The following is a 2,455-nucleotide window of genomic DNA, read 5'->3' as shown; positions in this document are numbered from 1 at the left end:
CCGGCCGGACGGAGTTCGACGGCAAGTAATGCTCCATCGGCCGACAGTTGTCCCATTCGACTACGACGTAAGGCATTTTTTCCTGATCAATCCATAACCTGAAGGCGGTCGACAACTCGCCTCAACGCGGCGAGGTTAACCCGGTTGATGTCAAATACTTCTGTCTCGGGAGGGGGAATCACTGTCGGAGTGCGGACCGGAAGATTTCTGGCCGTGCGGGGAACCGTCGCCCCATCGATTTCGGTCACGATCTTCTGCCTCATCTGTCACCTACCGCTTGTCGAAGCGGGTAATAGCTCGCACGACCTCGCGGGTATCCGAGAGGATTTCAACTCTGGACACGTTCGGGTCATCGGAGATGGCGCGTCGAGCCAACTCGGGGAGATCGATCCCGCGTCGGACCTTCCACRCCGGGACGTACCAGAGCGTCCCGGTCGTGTCCGCAATCAGGTTCAGGTACGCCATGGTTCCGGCACCACCGGCAGGGGCATCCGACCRCCGTCAGATGCCGGGCCCGCCGCATCCGTGTCCRCCACGGGACGGTCATCGTCGAAGATCTGCACCCGCTTAGCGGCAGGCAAGAGACGCGCCAGACGAGAGGCAAGCTCCGGGAGATCGGCATCTCCGAGCAGTTCGGAGTTGGTCATTGTCATCGCGGGTGAGCTGCTGTCCACGTAGTGGACGACGACGGTCAGCATGGGGGCAGGTCCGAGGACACGACCGTGTCCCGCGTCGCGTGCCACTCGGGGGTCAGTGTTGCGCGCGGCTTCTCGGCGAAGAGGACGCGCGAACGGGCGTCGTCGAGCAGCTCGACAGACAGGACGTCAGGCTCCGACAGTGCCTCACTGACGAGTGACTCCAGACCGGCGGCCACCACGTAAGGCCACTCAAGGTAGGTGACGGTTGGTGGCGCCCCCTCTCGGGTGCACTTCACGTATGGCACCGGGGTCCCCCTCGTGACGGTCATGCGGGTGCCCCTGGGCGTACCGGCATCGGGTGCGGCAGCGCGCCCGGGGGCGTCTAGGTGGGCGGCCCGGTCGTGTGCGGTCCGACTGGATGCTCTCGGGCCGCCCAGACACAGAGTGGCCATGCAGTGCCAGTTCCGGTAGGGGCACCTTTAGGGGCAGACTGGGACCATGGCRGTAGGAGAGCTGATCCGCGACCTACGATCGGCGCGGGGATGGAGCCAAGGGCGGCTTGCATCCGAGCTGGTCAAGGCGTCCGGCCACGACACCATCACGCGAGAGACCGTGTCCAGGTGGGAACGCGGCAGGATCGTATGCCCAGACCCGTTCTGGCTTCGGCATCTTGCCGGAGTCTTGGAGGTGCCGCTACAAGTTTTGGAGAATGAAGACGTGAACCGTCGCCGATTTACCAGCATTGCCGCTGTGGCTACCGGGATCGCTCCAATCGTGGCGTCAGATTTGATTCTGAGCGGCTTCTCTGCTGCTCTCAGAGACTCCGGTCCTGACGTCGATGAATGGAATAACGTGCTCGTCTCCTATGGCCAGGACTATATGTCCCTAGGTGCCGGAGAAATTCAGAAGAGACTCACAGCTGACATGCTAGTGATTCAGCAGCAGCTAGACCAACCCGAACGGTGGGGCATTGCGTCCAGGTTGGCGACCCTTTACGCAAAAACRTATCCCGGCAGCGATGGAGTCAAGGCAGTCACCTGGTACCGCACGGCCGTTGAGGCTGCCGATCGGTCGGATGATCCCGAGGTACGGGTTTGGGTACGTGGCCGCGCTGCTATCGCTCTTGGATACGAGGGTGCCGCATTGGGAGTCGCCGAGACGCTCGCCCGACAGGCCGAAGCGATCGACGATCGTCCATCGCTCGGCAGGCTCAATGCTGTGATGGGACGTGCACACGTTGCCGCCATCCGTGGCGACCGAAGGACCGCCATAGAACTTCTAGATCAAGGGCAGCGGATCTTTGACGCTACGGGTTCCGAGGAGCAGGAATCTGATTATGCGGTTCCATACTGGCGTAWGAACGTCTTCACGTCGCTGCTGCTTGCTCGACTCGGAGATGAGAGCGGAGCCCTAAGGGCGCAGGAAGCAGCGGCGGATACTCTGCCTGACAGCCTGCCGCGATTTCGCACTCACCTGGAGATGCACAAAGGGCTTATGCTCGCACGTGCCGGAGATAGCGCGGGAGGCGTGGCCTACGCGCGTGCTGCCTTGGATCGGCTCCCACCCGAAAAGCACAGCCTGACTCTTCGGCTTTTGCTGACGGAAGTGCAGGGCTCGGTAAATACCGTCTAGTCTTACCGTTTCRCACGTACTAAGGGGAATGAAAGTATCTGGACTCACTACCAGCCGATGTAGGCGAGGTGGGGGTCACCGAAGAAGCCGATGACAAGCGCAGAGTTCTCCTGGAGCCTGCGAAGTGCGGTGAGGGCGTTGGAGTAAAGATCCGAGACCGATGTAATCATTTTTCGGCCGATCTG

At 61.6% G+C, this 2,455-nt stretch carries 2 protein-coding genes; one reads left to right on the top strand and one right to left on the bottom strand.

The window, feature by feature from the left end; genetic code table 11:
* Positions 1 to 691 precede the first annotated feature (691 nt).
* Positions 692 to 943 (bottom strand): hypothetical protein, encoded by a 252-nt coding sequence (locus KBI5_RS24460; RefSeq protein WP_133057160.1) that lies wholly within the window; start codon positions 941 to 943, stop codon positions 692 to 694.
* A 193-nt stretch (positions 944 to 1,136) separates the two neighbouring features.
* On the opposite strand from KBI5_RS24460, the gene KBI5_RS24455 reads away from it, so the two are divergent.
* Entirely contained in the window at positions 1,137 to 2,270 is a 1,134-nt protein-coding gene (locus tag KBI5_RS24455; RefSeq protein WP_085016609.1) for a helix-turn-helix transcriptional regulator, read from the top strand.
* Positions 2,271 to 2,455 lie beyond the last annotated feature (185 nt).

Origin of the sequence: Frankia sp. KB5 (genome assembly GCF_002099325.1) — a bacterium.
In the GTDB taxonomy this organism is placed as follows: domain Bacteria; phylum Actinomycetota; class Actinomycetes; order Frankiales; family Frankiaceae; genus Frankia; species Frankia casuarinae.
This window is presented reverse-complemented; position numbering and strand designations above follow the sequence as displayed.